The following is a 20,763-nucleotide window of genomic DNA, read 5'->3' on the forward strand; positions in this document are numbered from 1 at the left end:
AGAGCAGGGTACGTGACAAGCCTATGATGCAGCCAAGCGCACAAGCGTTCGTGCCAGCACGTCGACGCCGCGCGCGATGTCTTCTGGCGGTGTGTACTCGTCGGGACGGTGGCTGTAGCCGTTCCGCGACGGTACGAAGATCATCGACACCGGGCAGATTTCAGCCATGAACAGCGTATCGTGGTAAGCGCGGCTGACCAGTTCGACGTGCGTGCTGCCGGTCTCGTCTGCCGCGTCGCGGATCGCCGCGACCACTACTGCGTCGCCGTAACACGGGCGGTCGGCGTTGAGGACGGTCCGTTCGATATCGATCTCGCGGGCGACGGCGACAGCGTGTGCTGCGGCTCCCACCTGTTCCACCATACGATCGCGCGAGGCGAGGTCGATATCGCGGATGTCGATCTCAAGCGTGACGCGGCTTGCGATGCTGTTGACGGCACCCGGGTAAACATGGCACAGACCGACCGTTGCGACGGCATCCGGTGACTCACTGGCGCGTCCGGTTCGCTCGACGGCGAGGATCAGCTCGGCGGCGGCGGCAAGCGCGTCACGGCGTTCGGGCATCAGCACCGTGCCGGCATGCCCGCCCGATCCATGTAGTACCACCCGCAGCGTCGCGGGCGCGGCAATCGCGTTCACGATCCCGATCTGCACGCCGGACGCTTCGAGGCGTGGCCCCTGCTCGATGTGCAGCTCGACAAAGCTGTGATAGTGCCCCGGCGCAAGCTGTACGGCTGTCAAGTCGCCGGTATAGCCTGCGTGCGACCGGACTTCGTCGAAGGGGATGCCGTGCGTGTCTTTGAGTGCCAACAGCGCGTCCGGCGAAAGCCTTCCCGCCAGCGCCCGACTGCCAAGACAGCCGATCCCGAAACGGGTCGGTTCCTCGGCTGTGAACATCAACACCTCGATCGACCGTAGTGGCCGGTATCCGGCGCGCTTCAGCGCACGAATCGCCTCGATTGCGCCGAGGACGCCAACCGTTCCGTCATACCGCCCGCTGTACGGGATCGCGTCGATATGCGAGCCGGTCGCTATGGCGGGCAGCCCGGGGTCTTCGCCGTCCCATCGCGCAAACACGTTGCCGACCGCATCCTCACGCACGGACAGGCCCGCGTCGGCCATCAACTGCTTGATGTAAGCGCGCGCAGACAGCTCCACTGGCGTAAACAGCACGCGGGTTACGGCCGGCGCGGGTGCGTCGGAAAAGGCCGCGAGCGTCTCGAGCTCGGACTGGATTCTGGTGCTGTCAATCATGATGTCGGTCATAGTCACCTCACCGTGAGCGCATCGCGGTTGACGTCTTTATAGTACAGGTAGCTGCTCTGCGTCTTGCCGATGGCGCAGAACCACTGCGGGCAGTACGACCCCATCCAGATCGCGTCCCCGGCCTGAATCGGGTACCACTGATCGTCAAGCCGGTAGATGCCTTGACCTTCGACCAGATACAGCCCGTGCTCCATGATGTGCGTCTCGACAAACGGCAGCGCGGCGCCGGGCTGAAACGTAAACAGGTTGACGGCCATGTCGTACCGCTGATCGGTCGGCAGCAGCACGCGCAGGCGCGCCGCCTCGTCGCCCATGAACGGCGTGCCGTCGCCAGCGCGGGCGTGACCCGCGACCGGATCGGGCACAGTATCCGTCACGCGAGACGGTACGTACGGCTTCTCGAAGATCATCAGCCGCGCTGGCGACAGCGCCGACAGCGTATGCGACCGGCCCGCCGGCACGTACAGAAAATCCTCGGCGACCAATGTAGTCGCGCTGCCATCCAGCGCGGCGTCGATCGTGCCTTCAAGCACGAACACAAAACGTTCGACGCCCGGCAGCGGTAGGGCAGACTGCGCGCCATCGGCCATCACGGCGATGTACTGGCTGAATCGCGGAAGCCCCCGCATGTGCGGCGAGATCAGCACGATACCCTGCGTGCCCGTCCAGCCCGGCAGGTCGGCGGTGATGTGCCCGTCTGGCGCGATGAGCGCGTGGTTGGGTTGAACGACGGTGCGGGTCGATCCGAACGGTTTCATGGCAGTAGGCGGCTCCGGCAGGCGAGTCATCCCGACGACTCTACCGCATCCGCGGCGTAGACACCGCATCGACATCCCCGCCAATGTTGGGAAGCGCCGGATTTCTCGCTAGAATCCGCGGCCATCGCCGCTCATCGGAACGCGTACATGGATCTCGACACGCTCAATACACTGCCAAGCGGGCAGTTCTTGGAAGCCATCGGCGGCCCGCTGGAAGGCGAGACGTGGCTTGCAGCGCGTGTCGTACAGCGCCGTCCGTTTGCCGATCGCGACGCGCTGATCGCGGCGTTCGCCGACGCCATCGGTGCGGCCAGCGCGGACGAGAAGATCCGTCTGCTCGAGTCGCATCCCGAACTGGCCGTCAAGGTGGACCGCGAACTCAGTTCCGCGTCGCAGCGTGAACAGGCATCTGCCGGCCTCGACCGCCTGACGCCGGACGAGCACGACGAGTTCAAGTTGCAGAATCAGGCGTACCGCGCGCGTTTCGGGTTCCCGTTCGTCATCTGCGCGCGAGAGAATACCAAGCACAGCATACTCGCCGCCTTTCGCCAGCGGCTCACGCACACCCGCGAGGCCGAAATCGAGAACGGCGCGCACGAGGTGTTCAAGATCCTGCGCCTCCGGCTGATCGACCTGATTTCCTGACCCAAGCTCACCTAAGCGACGGAGACTCACCGCATGAAGACACGCATTTCGTACGGCAAGGGCAACATCGCCTTGTATCGCACCGGCGCGACGCCGCTTCGCGGCCTGCCGTCGATCCCCGAATCGCCGTTCACCGGCAGCAGCAGCCCATTGTTCGCGGTCGACGTGCAGGTCGAGGTCTTTGGCGATACGTTCCTGCCTGCCTATACCGTGGGCGACAACTCGCGCGTGGTCCCGACCGCCACGATGACCAACTTCATCCTGCAGAAAGCGCGGCTGTACACCGGCGCGACGCTCGAAGGCTTCCTGCACTTCATCGGCACGCAGATGCTCAAGCAGTACGCCGACATGGAATCCATTCGCATCAGTGGCAGCGAACTGCCGTTTGCCGCCGCGACCATCACCAACGACGGCGGCGTCGCTTCGGTGCCGAGCGATACGACGTTCGCGGCGGTCGAAGGTACGAAGGCGTATGCCTCGCTCGACCTCGAGCGCGACAGCAGCGGCGGTGTAAAAATCACCGCGCACGAGTGCGGACGGCGCGACATGAAGCTCGTCAAGTTGACCGGCAATGCGTTCGCCAAGTTCGTACACGACGAGTTCACGACGCTTCCCGAAAGGACCGATCGCCTGCTGTACATCTACCTCGACATGGGCTGGCACTACGCCGATATCGAGGACGCCGTGCAAAGCGACCTTCGCCGCTACATTTCGGCGCGGCAGGTGTACGACCACATTCAGCACACGTTCCACGACTTCGTCAATATGTCGATTCAGCATCTGGTGCATGAAATGGGGATGCGCTTGCTGACTCGATTCCCGCAGATGGGCGAAGTGTGGTTCAACGCGCAGAACCGGCTGTGGGAGGTCACGGCGGAAGCGCCGGGCGAGGATGCCAAAGTGTATATGGACCCGCGCCCGCCCTACGGCATGATCTCGCTGCACTTGAGCCGCGAGAACCTGTAAGCGCCGGTGGAGGAAGCATGACCGACCTGATCATTCGCGGGGCGCGGGTGGTCGACGCGACACAAGATCACGTCGCCGATGTGGCGATCAAAGACGGCACGATCGAGGCGGTCGGCCCGAACCTGTCGCAGAACGCCGCGGCGGAAAAGGATGCTTCCGGACTGGTGTTGATGCCGGGCGGCATCGACCCGCACGTGCACTTCAACGAGCCGGGACGGGCCGATTGGGAGGGCATCGCCACCGGATCGGAATCGCTGGCGCGCGGTGGTGTGACGACCTACTTCGACATGCCGCTGAACTCCAGCCCGGTTACGACCACCGCGACGGCCTTCGACCTCAAGCGGCAGGCGATCCGCGCGCACAGTCGTGTGCACGGATATCTGTGGGGCGGGTTGATCCCCGGCAGCGTCGACGAGATGATGGGCATGTCGCTGCTCGGCGCGGTCGGGTTCAAGGCATTCATGTCGAACAGCGGACTGCCCGAGTTTCCGGCAGTCGATGACGCGACGTTGTTCGCCGGGATGCTGCGCGCGGCCGAACTGGGCAAGATCGTTGCCGTACACGCCGAAAACGACTCGATCACGGCCGCGCTGGCGCACGAGGCGCGTTCGGCCGGGCGGGTTGGCGTGCGCGCATATCTCGACTCGCGGCCGATCATCGCCGAACTGGAGGCCGTGCAGCGCGCGCTGTTCTTCGCGGGCGAGGCGCACTGCAAGCTCCACGTCGTACACGTCAGCAGCGGGCATGCCGTCGAGCTGATCGCCCGCGCCCGCGCCGACGGCCTCGATGTCACGTGCGAAACGTGCCCGCACTATTTGGTGCTGACCGATGAGGACGTCGAGCGGATCGGGGCCGCGGCCAAGTGCGCGCCGCCAATCCGCAATGCGCGCGAACAGGCCGCGCTGTGGACGCATCTTCTCAGTGGCGCGATCAATATGGTCGCCTCCGATCACTCGCCGGCGCCGCCGGAGATGAAAGTCAGCGCGGACTTCTTCGCTGTATGGGGCGGGATTGCAGGCTGTCAGTCCACGCTGCCGCTGCTGCTGACCTACGGCTATCATCAGCGCGGCATGCGCCTCAGCGAAATTGCCGCCGTGACCTCGCGCAACGTCGCGGAACGTTTTGGCCTGCGCCACAAGGGGCGGATCATGCCGGGTATGGACGCCGACCTCGCGCTGGTGGACATTGACGCGACGTGGCGGCTCGCCGCCGCGGACCTCGCATACCGCCACTCGATCAGCCCGTATGTCGGGATGGAGATGCGCGGCAAGGTGCTCGGTACATGGGTGAAGGGAGTGCAGGTCTATGGGCCGTCTAACCACACACGTGCTTGACACGTTCCACGGCCGGCCAGCCAACGAGATGGTCATCGAGCTTTGGCGCATAGAAGGCGGGCTGCCGGTGCACGTAAAAAACGTGACGACGAACGCCGACGGCCGCGTCGACGGGCCGCTGCTTGACGGCGACGAACTGACTGCTGGCGATTACGAACTGCTGTTCCACGTGCGCGAGTACTTCGTGCTCCACAGCGGCAGCGCCGGTGCGTCGCCGTTTCTCAATCGCGTGCCGGTGCGCTTCACCGTGTGGGACGCCACTCAACACTATCATGTGCCGCTGCTGGTCACGCCGTGGGCCTACAGCACCTATCGCGGTAGCTAAAGACGGGTTGGAAGCGATGAGTGTACACAATGAACATCAACGCTGAACGTCTGTTGGCCGCGATGGACGAACAGGCGGCGATCGGCCGCACCGAGGACGGCGGCTTGAGCCGCATGTCACTGTCGGACGCCGACCTCGAGGTGCGCGAATGGTTCGCTGAGCGCGCGCGCGCCGGCGGCCTGACAGTGCGCACCGATGGCGCGGGCAACCAACGCGCAGCATTCGCCAGCCCTCGCCCCGACGCGCCGACCTTGCTGATCGGGTCGCATCTCGATTCGGTACCGAACGGCGGCCGGTTCGATGGCGCGCTTGGTGTTGTGGCTGGCCTTGAGGTTGCGCTGACGCTGGCTGACGCCCGCGCGGATCTGCCGTTTCATGTCGAAGTCGTCAACTTTACCGACGAGGAAGGCACACGGCTCGGTCTTTTGGGCAGCACCGCGATGTGCGGCATATTGACCGGCGAGACGTTGGACAGTGTGCGGCTTGGGTGCGCCGAACTGGACGCTGCGCTCGAGCGTGTCGGAGGCTCGTGCGACACGGCGCTGTCAGCGCAGCGCGACTTCTCCGACGTCGTGGGATACTTCGAGGTGCATATCGAGCAAGGCACGCGCCTCGAACGCGCAGGTGTCGATGTCGGCGTCGTCACGGCGATTGTCGGGATTCGGTCGTACTGGCTCACTTTCGGCGGTCAAGCGGCGCACGCCGGCACCCGGCCGATACCCGATCGGCGCGATGCGTTCATGGGTGCAGCGCAGTTTGGCCTAGAGGCGCGCCGGCTTGTGCTCGAACGCTTTTCGCCAGGGGTATGCAACGTCGGCGCCGTGCAGGTCGAGCCGGGCGCGTTCAACATCGTTCCCGCCACGGCGCGTATCGCGTTCGAGTTTCGCCACGGCGATCCCGCCACGCTCGACGCGATGGAAGAATCGCTGCTTGTGCTGGCGCAGCAGGCGGCTGACGACCACGGCCTGTCTCTGGAGATCACATCTGCTGGAGGCGCCGAACCCGCCCTGATGGACTCGCGCTTGGTCGAGACGGTCGAACGTGCAGCGGACGGCGCGGGGTTGAGCCATCAGCGCCTGATGAGCTTTGCCGGCCACGATGCACAGATGCTGGCCCGTGTCACGCCCAGCGTGATGTTCTTCGTGCCGTGCAGGGAGGGCATCAGCCACAATCCGGCAGAGTACTGTTCGCCGGAGGATTGTGTCAACGCGGCACGGGTGATGCTCAACAGCGTGCTGCTGACGGCAGAGTTGTTTTCGAAATCGTCTGATTGACTAAGGATTTCAGGTTGGGACGCTGTCCCAAGCCCTGCCAGAAGGCTTTTGCCCTCCGGTCATCAACCGCATGAACGCAACGACAGAGTGGCGGCAGGCGGCAGCGTGGCGGAGTCTGGTCTCCGCAAAATGGGAGCAATGGGGCCAGAGGGGTGTAAACCTCTTGTGGAGTTGTGGAGGCAACGCCTCCGCAGAATCCTATGACTTCCCGCGCTTTTCTTTGCGGAGGACTTCGGCCAGTTGGTCCTTGAGCTTCTTGCGCCGGCTCTCGTACACGTCTTCGGCGATCTGTCCGTCGCGGTAGAGCAGGTCGAGCTGTGCGATCTGGGCCACCAGCGACTCGGAGCCACGAGGGCCGCTGCGCCGCTGTTGGATGATCAGGATGCCTGCCAGCGCGGTCGTTGCAATGCCGACCACCGTGAGTACGACGCCGAGGACCAACTGTGGGCTGGGCGGCGTGGCGGCGGGATCGGACGGGTACAGCGTGAAGATCAATAGGTCGCCCGCGTTGAGCGGATTGCCAACGTAGTCCTCGAACGTGCCGCCTGAGAACTGCAACGTCCCCTGTGATTGGAACTGTTCGCTCTCGACACGGAACTGGCCCGGCACCAGCATCAGTTCCGGTTGGTTCGTCATCGGGTAGTCGACATTGAACGTCAACGTCGTGCCGCCTTCGTCGAACGGCATCACGTACGAAACGTGGATGATGTGGTCCGTGCCCGGGACGACAGGCAGCGTGTCGATGACCGTGCTGCTGGCCTGATCCCAGATGTACCGCTGAGAGTCGAGCCCGATTGGCACCGCGCCTGCAGGGAGTTGGATTGGGACTACGCCGTAGCGGTTGGGCTGGACGAACGTTGCCTGCCGGTAAACCTTGTCGGACAGGTTTTCGATCTGCGTGACGAGCAGCACTTCCAGCGTGCCGTCTTCGCGCGGGGCTGCCTGATGCAGCAGCAGGTCGATTGCAAGATCGGCCGGGTCGCTGGTGACGTCGTAGATGGTCAGCGGCATATCGAGTAGGCCCGTCTCGGGCACTGCGTCGCCGCCGGTCTGCATGTCGCTGACGAACGTCACCTCGTTGTACGTCGTGCTGGTCATGTAGACATACTGCGGGTCGATCGGTACGTCCTCAAACCGGTAGCGTCCGCCTTCCGCGACAGCGGTATTGGCGAGCACTTCCTCGCCGGCCATTGAGAACACGAACAGGCGAGTCTCTAGGCCTTCGGGAAGCGCAGCGCCTGCTGTACCCACGTTGATCGTGCCTTCGACTGTCCCGAACCCGACCGAGCTCGGCGCTTCGGATGCACTGTCGGTGCCGGTTTCGGTCGCTTCGGGTTGTGAATCGGTAGACGTGTCAGTGCTTGCCACCGCCGTGACCTCCGGCGTCGAGGCTGGCTCGAGCGCGACGAGGTCGATTAAGCTGTACGCGTACTGGGCGACCGCGCGCCGCTCGTCCTCGCTGAGCGCGTCGCGCCACGGCGGCATCAGGTTCTCGATCCGCCCATTGGTGATGATCTCGTAGTAGTCCTCAAGCGTCACGCCGGGGCGCCGGGTCGGATCGGTCATGTCGGGAATGTTGTCGATCTGCCCGCTGGCGACCAGATCACCGTCACCGCGACCTTGCGGCCCGTGGCAAGTTGCGCAGCGCGCGGCAAAGATCTGCGCGCCGGCGGCCATCGGGTCGGCGATCGGTGTCGCCGGTGCGGCGAGCGATGGGGCTGGGCGCAGAGTCGAGACGACCTCGGGCTCGCCACCCAAACCGCTGCAGCCTACGGCCGCCCACAGAACCAAGACAGCCAGAACCCATACCCGAAGCGTCGCACGCTTCGGCGCGACATGCTGAAAACTGTACATTACGACCGTTCCTGAGCGATGGCCTCTGCCGCCGGATGCGTTTTGAGATACTTCTCTACGGCGTCTTCGATCATGTCGTCTACGCTGTCGAGCGCGGTGTTCGATTTTCCCTGGGTGACCGGAGTCGTCCGCTTCTCGAATTCCTCGATGGCTTGTAGGACGGCAACGCCGCGCTGCATCCAGCGTTCGCGTTCTTCCTCATAGGCGGCCATATCGAGCTTGCCGGCCTGTGCGTCGTCGTCCAAATCGCGCAGCGTGCCGGTCACCTGCTGGTAGTAGACCAGCAGGGCGTCACGCTGGCGCTGCAGTTCGGTGACCTTTGGCGCGATGTTCCGGCGTGCGCGCACAAGGGGCATCACCACGTAGGCGACCGTGCCCAGTAACAACAGGACGGTGATGATAAGTGAAGCGGGTTCCATTAACTGCGCTCCCCGAGCAGAGGATCGATGATTTCCCGAAGCTGCGCCTCGGTCACCCCTGCAAAGATAAACTGTGCGACGTTGCCATCCTGATCGATCACGAACGTTTCGGGCACACCGCGAATACCGTACAGATCGGAAACGCGGGTGCCGAGATCAGGCGCATTCAAGTAGTCGATCTGAAACTCGTCGAGGTACTCCATCGAGCGCACGCCGTTGTCGGCATACGCGACGCCGAGAAACACGACCTGCTCGCCGGGCCGGTAGTACTCCCATGCCGACTGAAGCTCGGGGGCTTCGTCGCGGCACGGAGCGCACCAGCTTGCCCAGAAGTTGAGCACGACGACTTTGCCGCGGAAATCCGACAGACGGTATTTGGCGCCGTCGAACGTCTCGAATTCGAAATCGGGCGCGGCGCCTTCGGTGGGCTGCGGCGCGGACTGGCGGAAAAGCGCCAGTGCGATCACTACGCCGAACACCACGAAGCCAACCAGCATGAAGATCGTGCCGGTACTCAGCCCTTTACGGGCAGATTTCGCCTCGGGCTGCGGACTCAGCAGTTGATCGAGGGTGTCAGTCATTCGTCGCTACCTCGCAATATCGCGTTCGATCTCGGCGCGCAGGCGTTCCTGAAGGCTCAGGCCGTCGTGCTGCGCCGCTGGCGCCACCGCGTCGAGGCGGTGCCGGGACGGAGTACGGCGCGCGCGCACTGTCAAATAGACCACCAGCGCCACAACGCCGACCGCAGCCAAGACGGGGATCAGGAACGACAGCGCGCGCAGCACCGGATCGTATGGCGTGCCGACCACGCGGTCACCGAAGCGGCGCACGAAGTCCGCCTTGATTTCGTCGGATGTGAAGCCGTCTTCCAGCATCAGCCGGATTTCGTAACGCCAATCCTCGCACGCTGCAGTTGGGCAGGTGTCGAGCGGGATATTCTCGCACACCGGGCAGTACAGCGTCTTGGCGATCGCGTTGACGTCGTTGTCAGTCACGACCGGCGTGTCCTGCGCAGCGGCCGACCCGACCGCCACGACGGCGACGATCAAAAGGGCGAGCACGAGCATCGCTCGCGCGGCAGTCCGTCTGCGCATCAGGCGCGTCCTCCTCCAAATGCCCGTCTGTCGGGCGCGCTGACGCGGCTCTCGACCCGGGACGGTGCGGCGTTCGGGTACATCGCCGCGAGCGTGCCGACGATCAGGATCAAGCCACCCCACCACACGAGGTTGATAAGCGGGTTGATGTAAATCTTGAACGTCGCGCTGTTCTGGCTGATCTCGTCCCAGCTCAGCAGCAGCACGTAGAAATCGTTCTCCAACGTACTGTGCGCGCCGGCGATGGTCATGCTGTTCATATCCTGCTGGTTGGGGAAGAAGTCGCGGCGCGGGCGAAGGGTCGCCTGAAGCTGATCGTTACGCCACACGCTGACGACGGCGATGTCCATGATGCGGCCGTCTTGGGCTACCTGCCCGCCCTCGAACCGGTCATACACCAGCGTGTAATCGCTGATCGTCGTCGATTCGCCCACGCGCAGCGTGGCCTGCGTCTCCTGCTGATAGGCAGTGCTTCCGATGACGCCGACGCCGATCACTACAATCCCGAAGTGGATCAGGTAGCCGCCGTAGCGGCGCGGATTGCGCTGGAGCAGCGAGAGATAACCCGTGATCGGGTTCTCGCCGCGCTGGCGCGCACGCGCGCGCAGGGCACGGTAGGTCTCATAGATTGCGACCCACCCGGCCAGCAGCACGAAGAAATAGCCGACGATGGACCACGCATTGGTGTGGCCTTGAAGGATGAAGATCGGCAGGGTCGCCACGGTCAGGATGACCGGAACGACCAGCCCGCGGCCAAGCCGTGCGAGCGCGCTCGCGCCCCACGCCGACAGCGGCGCGATACCCATCAGGACGAACAGCGCGAGGAACAACCACGGTGTCACGCCGTTGAAGTACTCGAGGCCCAACGTGATGTTGGTGTTGAAGAACAGCTCGGACGAGATTGGCGCGCCGAAGCTGCCCCAGAAGATCACCACGAACAGCGCGAGGAACACGAAGTTGTTGAGCAGGAACAGCCCTTCACGGCTGAAGATGCCGCTGAACGTGTGATCGTCGCGCAGTTCGCCTCGCCGGCGCCGCCACACGATCAACCCGCCCAGCGTCAGCGTGACGGTGAACCAGATCATCAACATCGGGAAGCCGATGTCGCTGCGGGCGAAGCTGTGCACGCTTTCGACCAGACCGCTGCGGGTGGCGAACGTGCCGAAGATCACCGCCGAGAATGTGGCGATGATGAGGAACATGTTCCACGTCTTGAACAGCCCGCGCTTCTCTTGAATCATGATGCTGTGCAGGAACGCGGTGCCTACCAGCCACGGCAGGAATGCCGCGTTCTCGACCGGATCCCAGCCCCAGTAACCGCCCCAGCCCAACACGTCATACGCCCAGCGCCCGCCGAGAATGAGGCCCAGCGCGAGGAACACCCACGCGATCAACGTCCAACGGCGCGTCGCGCGGATCCAGTTGTTGCTCAGGTCGCCGGTCACCAGCGCGGCAAACGCGAACGCACAGGGCACGAGGAACCCGATGAAGCCGAGGTACAGCATCGGCGGGTGGATCGCCATGCCGACGTGCCGAAGCAGCGGATTGAGCCCGCGCGCCGACTGCGCGAGGTTGAATTCGGACGGGGCGACGAGCCCCGCCGGAATCAGCGCCGACTGAACAACCTCCGCACCGTCCAACCAGAAGCGGTTGAACGGGTTTTCGATGACTAGATTGAGCAGCAGGAAGAACGCCGTGATCGTGGACTGAAAGACGATGACATGCGGGATCAGGCGGTAGTTGGAGCGCCAATTCAACGTGACCGAGGCCGCGCTGAACGCCGCTAACAACCAGCACCAGAACAACAGCGATCCGGCCTGCGAGCCCCACAGCGCGGTGACGCGATAGAACGTCGGCATGCTGGGGTTGCTGACCGACCAGACGTACGAGATCTGATAATCCTGCGAGAGCAGGGCGATCATCAGCGTGCCGAGCGCAACGGTCAGCGCACCGAAGATCACATAAGTCGCGTTACGCGCACTAAGGATCAGGCCGGTGCTGTGTCGTTGGTAGCCGAGCAGCGCAGCGAATACGCTGTAAACCGCGACGAAAAACGCAAGCCACGCCGCGATGAACCCGACTTCTGCAAGCATTAAGCATCGCCCCCGTGCGCTGCATCGGCGGACGAATTCTCGGTCTCCGGAACCATCTCGCTGAAGCGGCTCGGGCATTTCAAGAGCAGGGAGTCGGCGTAGAACTTGCCATCCGCGCCCAGCGTGCCAGTGAGGATCGCCTGTGCCTCGTGAACCAGCAGGTCAGGCTTGACTTCGTTCTCCATGACGATCACGAGCCGTTGGGCGTCGGCATTGTTGACAGCGAGGTGCAGCGCCATGCCGAGGTCGTCGTTCTCTGCCGGCACGTGCGCAACAGTGAAGCTCAGGTCGAGCGTCTCTGGATTGTAATTGATGCTCTCGCCGATGACCGCACCGGTGATGCGCACCGACTGGCCGACCAGCGCGTCGTCCGCCAGCAGGTCGTCGACGGTAATGAAGTACCGCATACCGGAGAGCGTGCCGCTCACCATTAAGACGACGATTGCCGCCAACAGCGCAACGCCGCCAATCATGTACTTCAGGCGCTCTCCGTTGATAGCGCGGCGCGGTGCGGGAGCTTCAGCGGTCTTGGTCCATCCGATATCGGTCATTGGTGTTCCTCTTCCACTCAGTACGGAAGTCTTCAGCTTGACGTTGACGGCATTACTTCTCTCAGATGACCCGAAGTATACCGAATTGAAACGCAAAATTCCCCTACTGTGGGTCACCGCTGTACGTGACGATTGTCACGATTCATCACAGTCTAACGAATCCCCCATGTTCGGATGTGGTGCGAACAAAAACGGGATAGATTACATTTTGTTGAGTGATGTCTATCACACCACAGAAGAAGAAAGATACGCAACAATAGGGCTTGAAGGGGAGCACAATGTCTGTTTTGAGAAGCCTTCACGCCAAGCTGTTGATTTCCTTCTTGATCCTCACCATCGTCCCGCTGGTGGCGACGGCGATCTATGGGAATTTCTTTACGCAGCGCGCGCTGTCGCAGCAGCTGCTCGAACGCTCCCAGAACCAAGTCCACTTGCAGTCGCAAGCGATCGTGAGTGCGCTGCAGCAGGTACAGGGCGACGCGCTTTATCTGGCCAACATGCGCAGCCTAGACACGCTGCGCGTCACATCGGAACCGGATGGCGAACTGGCAGCGCTCGGCGAAGTGGAGCAGGACTTCCTGATCTACGCTTCGGTGCGCCCGATGTACCTCAGCATCATGTTGATAAACGTCGAAGGCACGGAGATCGCGTCCGTGCGTCAAACCGGTGATGGACGGGTGCGTATCACGGCAGCGGAAGGCCGCGCCAATCATGCCGGCACGCCTTACTTCACCGCCGCGATGGATCTCCCGCGCGACGGCGTGTACATCGAGCCGTTCGTCGTCGAGAACGTGCCATACGTACGCTACGCCGTGAGTATCACGGGCGGCGTGCTGGTGATCGACCTCAGCGCACGGTGGCTGCTGCGGTCGCTGCCCATTCAGCCGGGCACCGACCAGTGGGCGGTTATCGACCAGAACGGCGACTTCATTGTATATCCCGAGGACTTCGACCCGGCGACGATCGCCGCGGACGTCCCGCGCATGCTGGGCGGCAACGGCGGCAGCTTCGAGACGGCCGGAAGCGTCGTGGTATACGATACCGTCTATCCTTCGCGGCTGGTGTCCGACAGTGGACAAGCGCAGTCGTGGGTGATCCTCAGGCGCACGCCGACCGAAGTCTTGTACGCCTCGATCAACGATTTCTATCAGATCGCGCTGATCCTCATGCTTGGGGCGGCGCTGCTGGCGATATCGCTTGCGCTGCTCATCAGTTACCTGCTCGTGAAGCCGATCAAGCAGCTTGAGCTGATGGCGATCAAGTTCGGCCACGACGGCGAGGCACCGCGGCTTCCCGATAACGTCCCCAATGACGAAGTGGGCGGCCTGATGCGCACCTTCACCGCGATGGCCGGCGAACTCGATCGCAAGCGCAAGGACGAGCGTCGCTTGATCGAACGGCTGATCAACGCGCAAGAAGAGGAGCGCAAGCTGGTCGCATACGACCTGCACGACGGGCTGCTTCAGCAGTTGGTCGGCGCGCGCTTCTACTTGGGCAACTGTCAAGAGCAGTTCGCGGTCGAGATGCCGGATCTGAGCGGCAGCATTCAGCGCGGCTGCGACGCCCTGACCGGCGCGATCATCGAGGGAAGGCGCATCATCGAAGGGCTGCGGCCCGCCGCGCTGGACGACCTCGGGCTGTCGGCAGCGATTGAGGACATCGCATATTCGACGGCCGAGCTGGCCGGGTGGGACCTGAAACTCGACTTGCATCCGCTGCCGGTTGAGCCCGAATTGACGATCGGCGTCACCCTCTATCGCATTGCGCAAGAGGCGCTTAACAATGCACGCAAGCATGCCGGCGCCAAGCACGTCACCGTGACGATGCACAACGGCGACGCCATCCACCTCTCGATTTCGGACGACGGGACCGGGTTCGATCCCAATGCGTTCAAGGTCAACGACTCGGATGACGGCAGCACGCGCGGGCTGGGGATTACGACCATGCGCGAGCGCGCCAGCCTTATCAATGGGCGGTGCGACATCTACAGCGAACCCGGAAGCGGCACGCGAGTCAATGTCGAAGTGCCGCTGACGATGGATGCCCCGGCGCGCAGGGGCGATGTGATTGAAAACTTGACGATGGATGTATGGAATAAGGCGGGCCAGTCATGACCCAAAACGTCGCCGAAAAGGCTATTCGAGTCGCAATCGTCGATGATCACGGAATCGTCCGTCAGGGTCTGCGCGCCCTATTGAACAGGCCGGGGATCGAGGTAGTCGGAGAGGCAGATAGCGGTACCGCCGCGATCGAGTTGGCTGAGTCCATCACGCCGGACGTCATGCTCCTCGATATCCGCATGAAGGACGGTGACGGACTGCACAGCCTACCGCATATTAAGCAGGTATCGCCGCAGACGAGCGTCATCATCCTGACGACTTACGCGAACCCGTCGTACTTGGCACGGGCGATCAGCGGCGGCGCGGCGGGCTACCTGTCCAAGGAAACCAATCCGGACCAGATCGTGCGCGCGGTGCGCGCGGCGGCTGTGGGCGAGGAATTGATTGACCGGTCGCTGTTGCAGGCCGCGCTGGCGCAGGCCGCCCAGAGCGACGAGCCGCACGGCGGGCAGAAATCCGCCACGGGCGAGGATTTGATCGACATCGAACCGCTGTCCGAGCGTGAACTGGACGTGCTGCGGTTGATGGTGCAGGGGTTGGCAAACGGCGCGATCGCCGATGCGCTCGGCATCAGCCTGCCAACGGTGAAGACCCACGTGCAGCACATCCTGCAGAAGCTGCACGTATCCGACCGCACGCAGGCTGCGCTGCTGGCGGTTCGGCTGAATCTCGTATCGCAGTAGGACCGTGTGAATCAGCCCATAGGGTGAGCCGATTCATCCCGGTGAACGATGGATAATGCGCGCGATGGCGCGACAATTGGCGGAATGAGACGACAAAGACGCTGTGACCGCACCAGACCCGCATAGGGATCGCGGCGCATCGCAAAGGTAGGACCATGATGATTCCGAAAAAACTTCGCTGCAGTTCACTGCTTACGGTAGGCGTGGTGCTGTGTGCCTGCGGGTTGGGCCTGATTTTGCTGGGCGAGACGGCCGCACCGGTTTCGGCACAGGACGAAGAACCGTACTACGTCGACGCCGACTACCTCGGCGCGGACGAGTGCTCGGCATGCCATCGCAACGAGGTGCGTGCCCACACTGAAACGTTCCATGCGCTGACACTGGCCGAGCCGGGGCGCCGCGGTGAGGGCGTGCTGGCCGACTTCGAGGCCGGCGCCGAGGTGCGCACCATGCAGTTCCCCGAGGAAGACGCCCCGCGCGCCTTCGAACTTGATGACGTCGCGTTCATCCTCGGCGCCGGGCGCAGTAAGCAGGCCTATGTTTACGAAGAAGATCGCCGTGACTATCGCGTGCTGCCAGCCCAGTGGAACGTCGCCGCAGGCGAGTGGGAACCGCTTGAACTGGCCGCTTCATGGGATGACCCGGCGTACGACTTCGAGACGGCCTGCGCCGCCTGCCACACCACGGGCTTCGACGCTGAAGATCTGGACTGGGAGGACATCGGCGTGACCTGCGAGTCCTGCCACGGCCCCGGCGGCGAACACGAAGAGGTTGCGCGCGACGAAGGCCGCAATCCAGATGAAGAAGGTCTGGCGCGGATCGCTGCGGTCATCGCTTCTGGCGCAGACTCGCAGGCCTGCGGGCAATGCCACAGCCGCGCGACTGGACCCGACGGGCAACCCTATGCCGCCGGCTACAGACCCGGTATGACGCTGTCCGACATGTTTACGCAGGCCGAGTTTGCCGGCGAGACCGATGTGCATTGGTGGGAGTCTGGTCACGGACGACAGATCAATATGCAGTACACCGAGTGGGCGCTTTCGGCTCACGCGGGCACCACGGACGATGGGTCCGAGGTCGCGGGCTGCACCGCATGCCACGATCCGCATAGTGAGGAGGGCCGACCGGCCAACCTCATCGCGGACTCGGACGCCCTGTGCGTAACCTGCCATACGTCGAGCGCAGGCGGCCGTCCTTCGAAAGAGATGTACGAAGGCGCGCCGGTGGTCGATACGGTCCTGCCGTTGATTGGGGTGCACTTCGCGGTCGAGGACGGCCCAACCTGCACGTCGTGCCACATGCCGCAGATTCCGGTCGAAGGCGGCACGCGGACCAGCCACCTGTTTGAGCCGGTGCTGGCATTCGGCGTCGAAGGGCTGCCGGATGCGTGCAGCGATTGTCACGGCACACAGGCTGAACCCGCATTGATCGAACAGCTCATCAACGACGTGCAAGACAGTACGCGCGAACGTCTCGACGCCGCGCGCGCGTTGGTCACGCCGACCACGCCGGAATGGATCGTCGAGGCACTGGACTTTGTCGAGAACGACGGCAGCCTCGGTATGCACAACTATGCCTATGCCGACGCCCTGCTGGATGCCGTGTATGAGGCCCTCGGATTGTATGACACTGATACTGCTGCCGTGACGCCTGCGTCCGGGGCCGGGCAGTAGAGCGGAGTAGGAGTTCGACATGACGACTACCAAACGTCGAGTCATCGGTATCGTGTACGGCATTGGGATCACGCTGCTCGTGACCGGGCTGTACGTATTGGCTTCAATGCCTGCCTATGCGCAGGATGCGCCTGAGACACCGGCTGTAGAGCAGGAAGCCAGCCCGACGCCAGTGGGGATCTACAACCTCGAAGGCGAGCCAATCGAGCCGACCGGCGACAACAGCTACTGCCTTGTGTGCCATATCAGGCCGTGGAAGACCGTCCAGCTCAAAGACGGGTCGATTCAAAATCTGTACGTGAACCCGGATACGGTCGCTGCGTCCGTACACGGGGAGGACAATCCGCTCGGCCCGCTTGGCTGTGTCGACTGTCACGGGACCGACTCGTTCCCGCACACGGGCCCATCGCCGGAGAGCAAGCGCATCAGCACGCTCGATGCCGTGCAGCGCTGTGTGACGTGCCATACCGAAAATGCGGAAGAGCTGCAGCACGGATTACACGAGGCAGCGATCTTGCGCGGCAACCTGAACGCGGCCGTGTGCACGGACTGCCACGGGTCGCATGACGTCCAGCCCGTGGTCGAGGAACGCAATCTGGTCGCCGGCGTCTGCGGTACGTGCCATGTCTCAACCCTGACGGAATGGCAAAACAGCGCCCATGTCGACATCGGTCCGCTGGGCTGCGCCACGTGCCATTCGCCGCACAGCCAGCAGATTCGCGCGGGTGACACTGCAGACGAGCTGTGCCTCAACTGCCACAACACCATGCCGGATCTATGGGCGCACCAGCAGCATGCCAGCAACGACTACCCGGTCGGCTGCACGGACTGTCACATGTTCATCCCTGAAGAACAACGGCCCGAGAACCTCGGACTGACGACCGCGATCATCAACGCGCCGACAGCGCATGGCATGAACCTGACCTCCGTGCCATGCACGACCTGCCACGAGGAACTGATGGTCAGCGGGGCGTGGTCGCGGCTCTCCGGCGAGGGCGAAGGCATTCGTCTGGAACGCGACCGGCTTGCGGAACAGCTTGCCGAACTACAAGCCGTTCATGCCGCCGAGCCGGAAGTCCAGCAGGAGAGTTTCGTGCCGCTGGCACAGGGCTTGATCCTCGGCCTCGGCTTTGGCGTGACGTTTGCGGCAGTCTTCATCACGCGCGGCAACAATCGCCGTGCCGCCCCCGAGCCGGACTCCCCGGCGCCGGAGCCGAAGCCGACCATGTCGGCCGAGCCGCCTGCGCCCGAACCGTCGTCGGACGAGCCAGCGCCATCACACAGCGCGCCTGCGGCTGAGAAGCAGGCATCCCCCACCGAGGAAGATTATGAGGACCGGTCATGAACGATCAGGAACCCACCCCCCAGGTTAAGGAGGCACCCCCCGGCGTAACCCTGCTGAACCGCCGCGAGTTCATGACGCTGCTGCTCGGCGGCGGCGCCACGATGGTGCTGGCGGCGACGCTGGCCCACCCGTTGGACACCTTCGCGCGCCAGCTTCTCAGCAACCCGGCGCTCGAAGCGCACGGCGGTGATCCCCATTACAAATGGGTCATGATCATCGACCTGAGCAAGTGCATCGGCTGCGACTACTGCGTTTGGGCTTGTCAGGCGACAAACGACACAACTGACGAAATGCGCTGGAACATTCGTGTCGAAGATCAGACGGAGCTCGGCGACAAGTTTCACCTGACGCGGCCGTGCTTGCACTGCGCACATGCGCCGTGTGTCGAGGTCTGTCCTGTGGGTGCGACGTATCACCGGCACGACGGGCTTGTGGTGATGGACTATGACAAGTGCATCGGTTGCCGCTACTGTCAGACGGCCTGCCCGTACAACGCGCGCGCCTTCAACTGGACCGAGCGCACCGACGTCAACCCGCGCGTCCCCGAGTGGGGGAACCCGGAAGTCGATCGCCGCCCGCGCGGTGTCCCCGAAAAGTGCACGTTCTGCATTCATCGCATCGACGCGGGTCTGGCCGCCGGCCTGATGCCCGGTGTCGACGAGCAAGCGACGCCGGCCTGCGTCAACATCTGCCCGGTGAACGCACGCTTCTTCGGCAACGTCAACAACCCGAACAGTACGGTCGCGCACATTCTGCGCACCAAGCCGACACTGCGGTTGCGCGAAGATTTGGGAACTGAACCCAGCGTCTACTATATTCCGCCGGAGGGCTTGTTGTGATGAGCGCCACAGCACACTCCATGACATCGACTGCCATTCCCGCTGCGCCACAGCGGCGCGGTGTTTCCGTCCGGTTCATCCTGTGGCTGATGCTGCTGGTCGCCATGCTGACGGTCGGCGCGATTAGCTTCGTCTATGTGATGATCAACGGCCTCGGCGTGACGAACCTGACCGACGAACTGCCGTGGGGCCTGTGGATCACCGTCGACCTGTCGTCCATCGCGCTGGGCGCGGGGGCGTTCACGCTGTCGGCCGCGGTCTACATCTTCCGCATGCGGCAGTACGAAGCGATTGCCCGCGCGGCGGTGTTGGTCGGTTTTCTCGGCTATTCCTCGGCGATGATCGCGCTGTTTATCGACATCGGCCGCTTCGACCGGTTCTACCACCCGATCATCTACTGGAACGTGCACTCGGTGCTGTGGGAGATCACGATGTGCGTCGTGCTCTACCTCACGGTGCTGCTGATCGAGCTGTTCCCGGTGCTGGTCGAAAGTACGCCGCTCAAGAAGATCGGCTTGCTTGTGTCGATCTCGCATCTGCTGCACCGCCTGATGCCCATTGTCGCCGTCGTTGGTATGGGTCTGTCCCTGCTGCACCAGTCATCGCTGGGCGCGACGTACGGCATCTTGACCGCGCGGCCATTCTGGTATTCGCCGAGCGCGCCGGTGCTGTTCATTCTGTCCGCCGTGGCAGGCGGGGCCGCGCTGACGCTTCTCGTCACGCTCCTTTCCGGTAAGCTGCTCGGGCGCGAGCAAGCCCCGCCCAACATCATCAACGGCGTGGCGCGTCTGGTCGGCTTTGCGTGCTTGGCCTACCTCTATCTCAAACTCTGGAGCTGGCTGGCGACGAACTACTACAGCCACGTGCCCGAACAGCAGTTCGGCGCCGAGACACTGGCGCAGTACACGCCGTACAACTTCACGTTCTGGTTTGGGGAAGTACTGTTCGGCGCGCTGGTGCCTGCCGTCTTCATGCTGTGGGGACGCCTGCGGAACAACCGCAACGCGCTCATGCTGGCTTGCCTGATGATCATCGCAGGGCTGGTGATCAATCGCTGGAACATGACCCTGTCCGGCTTCGTGATCCCGCTCGACTGGTCGCCGGGCGTGGCCGAGATCTTCCCGGTCAACACCTATGAGCCGGCGCTGGTGGAATGGGGGGTGGCCATCGGCATTGTCGCGTACAGTTGGCTGGCGTTCACGCTGGCCGTGCGCTTCTTGAACATCTATCCGGATTCGCGCCCGGCAGGTACTGCGCCGGCCGTGGTTGAGCATCAGTCGAAGCCTGAACCGGGGCATCACGGGTAGAGTCACACCGCAGCACCACGCGTAAGTCCATGTGGAACGGGCCAGCGAGAGGATCTCGACTGGCCCGTTTTCACATGCTAGGCTGAAGGTATGGAGAGATGCTCCGACCTGATACGTTGCCTTGCACAACGTGACGCATGTCACTGTCCACGCGGTCGCGTTCCGCTAGACTGTAGGGGTAGGGAGCGTACGGTTGCACGATCTGGTGCTGAGGTAT

19 protein-coding genes are annotated in these 20,763 nt (G+C 63.3%); 11 read left to right on the top strand and 8 right to left on the bottom strand.

All coding sequences use genetic code 11. The features are described from left to right. Nucleotides 1-21: 21 nt before the first annotated feature. On the bottom strand, nucleotides 22-1,266 hold the full coding sequence (locus IPM16_22045) for a M20 family metallo-hydrolase (GenBank protein ID MBK9125789.1): 1,245 nt from the start codon (nucleotides 1,264-1,266) through the stop codon (nucleotides 22-24). A gap of 2 nt (nucleotides 1,267-1,268) precedes the next feature. Next, a complete protein-coding gene (locus IPM16_22050; protein ID MBK9125790.1) occupies nucleotides 1,269-2,024 on the bottom strand; it encodes a (S)-ureidoglycine aminohydrolase in 756 nt (251 codons plus the stop codon). A gap of 147 nt (nucleotides 2,025-2,171) precedes the next feature. On the opposite strand from IPM16_22050, the gene uraD reads away from it, so the two are divergent. Genes uraD through IPM16_22075 form a run of 5 tightly spaced genes read left to right on the top strand, consistent with a single transcriptional unit; the run spans nucleotide 2,172 to nucleotide 6,568 of the window. Further along, nucleotides 2,172-2,669 (top strand): 2-oxo-4-hydroxy-4-carboxy-5-ureidoimidazoline decarboxylase, encoded by a 498-nt coding sequence (gene uraD, locus IPM16_22055; GenBank protein ID MBK9125791.1) that lies wholly within the window; start codon nucleotides 2,172-2,174, stop codon nucleotides 2,667-2,669. A 33-nt stretch (nucleotides 2,670-2,702) separates the two neighbouring features. Beyond that, nucleotides 2,703-3,635 carry a urate oxidase gene (pucL, locus tag IPM16_22060; GenBank protein MBK9125792.1) on the top strand — a complete coding sequence of 311 codons (933 nt, stop codon included), beginning with the start codon at nucleotides 2,703-2,705 and terminating at the stop codon, nucleotides 3,633-3,635. Nucleotides 3,636-3,652: 17 nt separating this feature from the next. Beyond that, entirely contained in the window at nucleotides 3,653-4,969 is a 1,317-nt protein-coding gene (gene allB / locus IPM16_22065; protein ID MBK9125793.1) for an allantoinase AllB, read from the top strand. After that, nucleotides 4,941-5,294: a hydroxyisourate hydrolase gene (gene uraH / locus IPM16_22070; protein ID MBK9125794.1), complete on the top strand. Its 354-nt coding sequence runs from the start codon at nucleotides 4,941-4,943 to the stop codon at nucleotides 5,292-5,294. Before allB ends, uraH begins: the two co-directional genes overlap by 29 nt. A gap of 29 nt (nucleotides 5,295-5,323) precedes the next feature. Next, the gene (locus IPM16_22075; protein ID MBK9125795.1) at nucleotides 5,324-6,568 is read left to right on the top strand and encodes a Zn-dependent hydrolase; all 1,245 of its coding nucleotides are present in this window, start codon (nucleotides 5,324-5,326) and stop codon (nucleotides 6,566-6,568) included. Nucleotides 6,569-6,766: 198 nt separating this feature from the next. On the opposite strand, the gene IPM16_22080 is transcribed toward IPM16_22075, so the two are convergent. From IPM16_22080 to IPM16_22105, 6 genes are read right to left on the bottom strand one after another with little or no spacing between them, the layout of a single operon-like run. Further along, a complete protein-coding gene (locus IPM16_22080; GenBank protein MBK9125796.1) occupies nucleotides 6,767-8,422 on the bottom strand; it encodes a cytochrome c in 1,656 nt (551 codons plus the stop codon). Continuing rightward, the gene (locus tag IPM16_22085) at nucleotides 8,422-8,841 is read right to left on the bottom strand and encodes a hypothetical protein (protein ID MBK9125797.1); all 420 of its coding nucleotides are present in this window, start codon (nucleotides 8,839-8,841) and stop codon (nucleotides 8,422-8,424) included. Before IPM16_22085 ends, IPM16_22080 begins: the two co-directional genes overlap by 1 nt. Next, nucleotides 8,841-9,422 carry a TlpA family protein disulfide reductase gene (locus IPM16_22090; protein ID MBK9125798.1) on the bottom strand — a complete coding sequence of 194 codons (582 nt, stop codon included), beginning with the start codon at nucleotides 9,420-9,422 and terminating at the stop codon, nucleotides 8,841-8,843. The genes IPM16_22085 and IPM16_22090 overlap by 1 nt, the downstream gene beginning before the upstream one ends. 6 nt (nucleotides 9,423-9,428) lie before the next feature. Next, nucleotides 9,429-9,935, bottom strand: coding sequence for a cytochrome c-type biogenesis protein CcmH (locus IPM16_22095; protein MBK9125799.1), 507 nt, complete (start codon nucleotides 9,933-9,935; stop codon nucleotides 9,429-9,431). After that, nucleotides 9,935-12,028 carry a heme lyase CcmF/NrfE family subunit gene (locus IPM16_22100; protein ID MBK9125800.1) on the bottom strand — a complete coding sequence of 698 codons (2,094 nt, stop codon included), beginning with the start codon at nucleotides 12,026-12,028 and terminating at the stop codon, nucleotides 9,935-9,937. Before IPM16_22100 ends, IPM16_22095 begins: the two co-directional genes overlap by 1 nt. After that, nucleotides 12,028-12,579, bottom strand: a complete 552-nt coding sequence (locus IPM16_22105) for a cytochrome c maturation protein CcmE (protein ID MBK9125801.1) — start codon at nucleotides 12,577-12,579, stop codon at nucleotides 12,028-12,030. Before IPM16_22105 ends, IPM16_22100 begins: the two co-directional genes overlap by 1 nt. 278 nt (nucleotides 12,580-12,857) lie before the next feature. On the opposite strand from IPM16_22105, the gene IPM16_22110 reads away from it, so the two are divergent. The 6 genes from IPM16_22110 (at nucleotide 12,858) to nrfD (ending at nucleotide 20,546) form a co-directional block, all read left to right on the top strand. Beyond that, nucleotides 12,858-14,693 (top strand): HAMP domain-containing protein, encoded by a 1,836-nt coding sequence (locus IPM16_22110; GenBank protein ID MBK9125802.1) that lies wholly within the window; start codon nucleotides 12,858-12,860, stop codon nucleotides 14,691-14,693. After that, complete coding sequence (locus IPM16_22115) at nucleotides 14,690-15,382, top strand: response regulator transcription factor (GenBank protein MBK9125803.1); 693 nt, start codon at nucleotides 14,690-14,692, stop codon at nucleotides 15,380-15,382. The genes IPM16_22110 and IPM16_22115 overlap by 4 nt, the downstream gene beginning before the upstream one ends. Nucleotides 15,383-15,537: 155 nt before the next feature. Next, the gene (locus tag IPM16_22120; protein MBK9125804.1) at nucleotides 15,538-17,055 is read left to right on the top strand and encodes an ammonia-forming cytochrome c nitrite reductase subunit c552; all 1,518 of its coding nucleotides are present in this window, start codon (nucleotides 15,538-15,540) and stop codon (nucleotides 17,053-17,055) included. Nucleotides 17,056-17,074: 19 nt separating this feature from the next. Next, nucleotides 17,075-18,400: a cytochrome c3 family protein gene (locus IPM16_22125; protein ID MBK9125805.1), complete on the top strand. Its 1,326-nt coding sequence runs from the start codon at nucleotides 17,075-17,077 to the stop codon at nucleotides 18,398-18,400. After that, the gene (locus IPM16_22130; protein ID MBK9125806.1) at nucleotides 18,397-19,239 is read left to right on the top strand and encodes a 4Fe-4S dicluster domain-containing protein; all 843 of its coding nucleotides are present in this window, start codon (nucleotides 18,397-18,399) and stop codon (nucleotides 19,237-19,239) included. The genes IPM16_22125 and IPM16_22130 overlap by 4 nt, the downstream gene beginning before the upstream one ends. Then, entirely contained in the window at nucleotides 19,239-20,546 is a 1,308-nt protein-coding gene (gene nrfD / locus IPM16_22135) for a polysulfide reductase NrfD (GenBank protein MBK9125807.1), read from the top strand. Before IPM16_22130 ends, nrfD begins: the two co-directional genes overlap by 1 nt. Nucleotides 20,547-20,763 lie beyond the last annotated feature (217 nt).

Origin of the sequence: Candidatus Flexicrinis affinis (assembly GCA_016716525.1) — a bacterium.
In the GTDB taxonomy this organism is placed as follows: domain Bacteria; phylum Chloroflexota; class Anaerolineae; order Aggregatilineales; family Phototrophicaceae; genus Flexicrinis; species Flexicrinis affinis.

Coding starts and splice junctions, on each gene's coding strand:
- IPM16_22045 (MBK9125789.1), bottom strand. CDS start 1,266: ATGACCGACATCATGATTGACAGCACCAGAATCCAGTCCGAGCTCGAG.
- IPM16_22050 (MBK9125790.1), bottom strand. CDS start 2,024: ATGAAACCGTTCGGATCGACCCGCACCGTCGTTCAACCCAACCACGCG.
- uraD (MBK9125791.1), top strand. CDS start 2,172: ATGGATCTCGACACGCTCAATACACTGCCAAGCGGGCAGTTCTTGGAA.
- pucL (MBK9125792.1), top strand. CDS start 2,703: ATGAAGACACGCATTTCGTACGGCAAGGGCAACATCGCCTTGTATCGC.
- allB (MBK9125793.1), top strand. CDS start 3,653: ATGACCGACCTGATCATTCGCGGGGCGCGGGTGGTCGACGCGACACAA.
- uraH (MBK9125794.1), top strand. CDS start 4,941: ATGGGCCGTCTAACCACACACGTGCTTGACACGTTCCACGGCCGGCCA.
- IPM16_22075 (MBK9125795.1), top strand. CDS start 5,324: ATGAACATCAACGCTGAACGTCTGTTGGCCGCGATGGACGAACAGGCG.
- IPM16_22080 (MBK9125796.1), bottom strand. CDS start 8,422: ATGTACAGTTTTCAGCATGTCGCGCCGAAGCGTGCGACGCTTCGGGTA.
- IPM16_22085 (MBK9125797.1), bottom strand. CDS start 8,841: ATGGAACCCGCTTCACTTATCATCACCGTCCTGTTGTTACTGGGCACG.
- IPM16_22090 (MBK9125798.1), bottom strand. CDS start 9,422: ATGACTGACACCCTCGATCAACTGCTGAGTCCGCAGCCCGAGGCGAAA.
- IPM16_22095 (MBK9125799.1), bottom strand. CDS start 9,935: ATGCGCAGACGGACTGCCGCGCGAGCGATGCTCGTGCTCGCCCTTTTG.
- IPM16_22100 (MBK9125800.1), bottom strand. CDS start 12,028: ATGCTTGCAGAAGTCGGGTTCATCGCGGCGTGGCTTGCGTTTTTCGTC.
- IPM16_22105 (MBK9125801.1), bottom strand. CDS start 12,579: ATGACCGATATCGGATGGACCAAGACCGCTGAAGCTCCCGCACCGCGC.
- IPM16_22110 (MBK9125802.1), top strand. CDS start 12,858: ATGTCTGTTTTGAGAAGCCTTCACGCCAAGCTGTTGATTTCCTTCTTG.
- IPM16_22115 (MBK9125803.1), top strand. CDS start 14,690: ATGACCCAAAACGTCGCCGAAAAGGCTATTCGAGTCGCAATCGTCGAT.
- IPM16_22120 (MBK9125804.1), top strand. CDS start 15,538: ATGATGATTCCGAAAAAACTTCGCTGCAGTTCACTGCTTACGGTAGGC.
- IPM16_22125 (MBK9125805.1), top strand. CDS start 17,075: ATGACGACTACCAAACGTCGAGTCATCGGTATCGTGTACGGCATTGGG.
- IPM16_22130 (MBK9125806.1), top strand. CDS start 18,397: ATGAACGATCAGGAACCCACCCCCCAGGTTAAGGAGGCACCCCCCGGC.
- nrfD (MBK9125807.1), top strand. CDS start 19,239: ATGAGCGCCACAGCACACTCCATGACATCGACTGCCATTCCCGCTGCG.